The organism is Streptomyces sp. NPDC002785 (genome assembly GCF_040295565.1).
Classification (GTDB): domain Bacteria; phylum Actinomycetota; class Actinomycetes; order Streptomycetales; family Streptomycetaceae; genus Streptomyces.
In genome coordinates this window covers 1-3,963 of the sequence record NZ_JBEOVN010000339.1, presented here as the reverse complement: position 1 = coordinate 3,963, position 3,963 = coordinate 1, and the positions used below count along the sequence as shown (strand labels likewise).

Here is a 3,963-nt window from a genome sequence, read left to right as displayed (position 1 = left end):
GCCACAGTCGCGTCTTACAGGCCGAAGGCGCCGCCCTCGATGAGGATGAGCAGGCCGACCTTCGCGGCGAAGTCGACCAGGGGCCCGGTGTAACCGCCGTCGGCCCAGACCAGCCTCAGCAGGAAGAACCGCTCGGCCAGCCGGGCCAGCAGAACCTGGCCCGCCTCCCGGTCGGTCACGTTTGCCGCGGTGACCATGACCGTCAGCAGCAGCCCCGTCGTGTCGACCACGATGTGCCGCTTACGGCCGTTGATCTTCTTCCCGCCGTCGAAGCCACGTGAGGACGCGGGCACGGACGCGGCGGCCTTGACCGACTGGGCGTCGATGATGCCCGCGGTCGGCTCCGGATCACGGCCGGCCGCCTCCCGGGCCTTCCCACGCAGCCGGTCGTGGAACTCTTTGACCAGGCCCTTGTCCCGCCAGCGGCGGAAGAACGCGTAGACCCGGTCCCAGACGGGGAAGTCCACCGGCATCGCCCGCCACTTGATTCCGTTGTCGACGAGGAAGCGGATCGCGTCGACCATCTGCCGGTGGCAGTAACTTTCCGGCTGCCCGCCACGGCCCTCCAGCCACCCGGGCACCGGCATCGCGGCACGGACCTCGGCCCACTCCTCGTCCGTCATGTCCGAGGGGTAATGACGCGTTCGCTCGCCATGGTCGGCCGCGTTCCCGTACACGTGGGCGAGACAGTCACACGACGGGGTATCCGGGTTGGACGCCACGGACACCGGCACGGAAGACTGAGGCACAGGGCCTCCTGACGCTCGAATGGACTTCAACACCCATGAGCTGTGCGGGAGGCCCTGCTTTCATTCCCCGGCCACGAGCCGATCACCCAACCGGGAGCCCAAGTTCGACCCGCAACCGAACCTCTCGGTACGACAACGGCTTCTAACGCCCCCACCCCAGAACGTCACCACCGACTCTCACCACCACCGACACAAAACCGAGAGATCGCAATCCGCTCCCGCGCGGCCCTCTCAGCGTCGGTCAAACCGCCGCCCCGCTCATACCTCACAGCCCAGGGCTACCGACAGCATCTGGCGGTTGTCAGGCGAACGGCACCGAATCCAGTCAAGTTGACCACATGTCACTCTCCACGACGGCGCTTGTAGTACGCGTACGTCACAGCCAGGAGAAGCGGCCCCCACAGAATCAGCGGGAGAGTGGCCGCTGCCGCGAGGGCCTTCCACCAGCCGTTGGAGTACTCGACGAGGGGGACCCCGCCGATGTGGAGACAGGCGAGCGGCAGCGGGTCCCACAGCGCGATCAGCGCCAGACCGCCCAAGGTGGCCGGGACGATCGCTGCGAGCGGTGGAATACGTCGGCCGCCGATGATTGGGATCCAGGAAGGAGCCACTTCGCCCCATCCGGCCACCAGGCCGAAGGAGAGGTAGGCGAGCCCCTCGGAGAGAAGGCTGAGCCCGAAGACGTAGAGGATCACCCACCAGTGCCACGTCTTGTGGACTGCATAGACCTGGCCCATCTCGTAGTCGAATGCGAACGGCAGGCGCCACAGGCACGATGGCAGGACAGCCAGGGGTATGACCCGGGCGGAGCGGATGGCCCACCTGGGGACCGGCCGCGCGGTGTCACCGACCGTCGGGGATGGATGAAGCATCTTGAATCGCATGGGCCGATCTTCCTTGCCCGGCCGGCGCCAGGGATCGGCCTGAAGCAGTGTCTGATGGTCATCCCTGCGAGGGGCATCGAGTCCTCCGCCGGGAGGGCGGCCGCGGCTCCAGGCGGATTTCGATGGCAGGGATGGCCTGCTACAAGCCAGGCGAACGGCTGCTTCGCCGGTACCGGCCTCACCCTGGAGGGCTGACCGACATCACGCTTTCAAGTTCAACCTGTTGATGTCCGCGATGTCGCGGAGTTCGCCCTCAAGACAACCAGTTCCGTGAGCGGCAGCTTCAACGTCACCCACCCGACGGCAGCACCTGGATGGCCAGCGCGTAGACCCCGTCGTGACAGGTCAACGCTGTCTGATCGGCGCTATACGCCGGTGGCGCCATCGATGCGTTCCCGGAGCAGGTCAGCGTGGCCGTTGTGGCGGGCGTACTCCTCGATCATGTGGACGTAGATCCAGCGGAGGCTGACGTCCTGCTCCATGAAGCGACCAGTGTCGGCCAGGGCACGGTCGGCGCAGAGCTCGCGGGCGCGGGCGACTTCCGCGTGCCAGGTGGCGAGAGCATCGTGCAGAGTGGCACCCTCGGCCAGCTCGAGGCCGCCGTCAGGGCCATGCGGGTCAGCCTGCGGATCGTAGATGGGCGGGGCCTGTTCTCCAGCGAACACTCGGCGGAACCAGTTCCGCTCCACCTCCGCCATGTGCTGGACGAGGCCGGTCAGAGTGAAGCCGGACGGCGGCACGGACGCCACGGCGGCCTGCTCATCGTCCAGGTCCTCGCACTTCATGGCGAGTGTTGCGCGGTGAAAGTCAAGCCAGCTTTCGAGCGTGGTGCGCTCGTCGGCGTTCAGGGGCGGCATAGGGCGTTCGGCGATGCTCACCGGTCGATTATCGCTAGCGGTCGAAACCGTTGGCAGGCAGGGCCTCACAGCAGGGCGAAGGCACCAGGAAGTAGAACCGGAGCCCGCGCGGGACGTACCCCGCGCGGGCTCCGGCACGAGGTGAGACCCGGGCGGCTCACCTGCCGCAGTACTCGGCCTCGATCACCGCGTCGCTGTCTCCCGCCCAGTCGCCGTTGAAGTTGAAGGCGAGGGAGTGGCGGCCGTCCGCCGTGGTGACGGCCTCGGACGAGGAGCCGTGGATGCCACCGCTATGGCCCCAGACATGGACTCCGCAGCTCAGAGTGCGGTCCAGCAGGCCGAGGCCGTAGCCCGCGTTGAGGCCCCGGGCCGGGGCCGTCGTCTTCATCTCCTTCAGCTGCCGCGGCGGCAGCAGCCTGCCCGTCAGCAGGGCCGCGTAGAAGCGGTTCAGGTCAGCGGAGTCGGAGATCATCTCGCCCGCCGAGGAGCCAAAGGACGGGTTGAGGTCCGTGACGTCGTACGTCGGGCCCGTGGCCGTCTGGGCGAGCTTGCCATAGGCGCGGCTGCTGGGCTGCGGGACCGTGGTCCTGGTGCCCGGCACCGAGGTGGCGCGCAGACCCAGGGGCTCAATGATGCGCTCGCGGATCTCCTGCGCGTACGGGTGGCCGGTGACCCTTTCGATCACCATGCCGGCCAAGACGTAGTTGGTGTTGGAGTAGTTCCAGGATGTGCCCGGGGCGAAGTCCGGCTTGTGGGACATCGCGATGCCGACCAGCTCCTCGGGCTTCACGGTGTCGTAGCGGTGCCGGAAGAAGCCGTCCTTCAGCATGTACGTGCGGGCGAAGGTCTCGTCCACCGTGTAGTTGGCGATCCCGGAGGTGTGGTTCAGCAGGTTGCGGATCGTGATCCGGCGACCGTCGTAGCCGTGGCCGTGGACCGTGCCCGGCAGCCACTTCTCCACCGTGTCGTCCAGGGACAGCCGCCCTTCGGCATCCAGCTGGAGCAGCACGGTCGACACGAACGTCTTGGTGATGCTGGCGATGCGGTAGCGGTCCTGCGGCGAACGCGGCGCACCCGTCCGCAGGTCACCGACCCCCGAGGTCGCCCGCCATGTGCCGTGCCCCTCCTCCACCGTGGCCGTCACACCGGGCACACCGGCCGCCACGGCGGCGTCCATGGCCTGCCGAGTCGCGGTGTGGCCGGCCGTGCGGGGAACGGCGGTGGCCGGGACGGTGAGGGCCACCGCCGTGACGGCCACCGTCGCCACCGCTCCTGTCAGTCCTCTGCGCAGGGACATGTCTTCCCCCTTCTCGTGGTTGAGCGTGGTCAGCGGGAGGGACCGTGCAAGCGGGAGCGAGGTTGACCGGGGGTGCGGAAGTTGAGCGTGTTTCGGCCCTTCTTCCGTCTAGTGCCGCAACAGGCAGCGTTTGCCCCGTCGCGACGCCCGGCACGCTCCCCCGCGCTCGGCTTCGC

The 3,963-nt window shown here is 68.0% G+C and carries 4 protein-coding genes; all 4 read right to left on the bottom strand.

What is annotated here, in order from left to right:
* Positions 1-14: 14 nt before the first annotated feature.
* The 4 genes from ABTZ94_RS36545 to ABTZ94_RS36530 all read right to left on the bottom strand — a co-directional run bounded on the left by ABTZ94_RS36545 (position 15) and on the right by ABTZ94_RS36530 (position 3,787).
* The gene (locus tag ABTZ94_RS36545) at positions 15-623 is read right to left on the bottom strand and encodes an IS5 family transposase (RefSeq protein ID WP_351207604.1); all 609 of its coding nucleotides are present in this window, start codon (positions 621-623) and stop codon (positions 15-17) included.
* A gap of 467 nt (positions 624-1,090) precedes the next feature.
* The gene (locus ABTZ94_RS36540; protein WP_351207602.1) at positions 1,091-1,633 is read right to left on the bottom strand and encodes a hypothetical protein; all 543 of its coding nucleotides are present in this window, start codon (positions 1,631-1,633) and stop codon (positions 1,091-1,093) included.
* Positions 1,634-1,998: 365 nt separating this feature from the next.
* Positions 1,999-2,511: a DinB family protein gene (locus tag ABTZ94_RS36535; protein ID WP_351207600.1), complete on the bottom strand. Its 513-nt coding sequence runs from the start codon at positions 2,509-2,511 to the stop codon at positions 1,999-2,001.
* 136 nt (positions 2,512-2,647) lie between these two features.
* The gene (locus ABTZ94_RS36530) at positions 2,648-3,787 is read right to left on the bottom strand and encodes a serine hydrolase domain-containing protein (RefSeq protein WP_351207598.1); all 1,140 of its coding nucleotides are present in this window, start codon (positions 3,785-3,787) and stop codon (positions 2,648-2,650) included.
* Positions 3,788-3,963 lie beyond the last annotated feature (176 nt).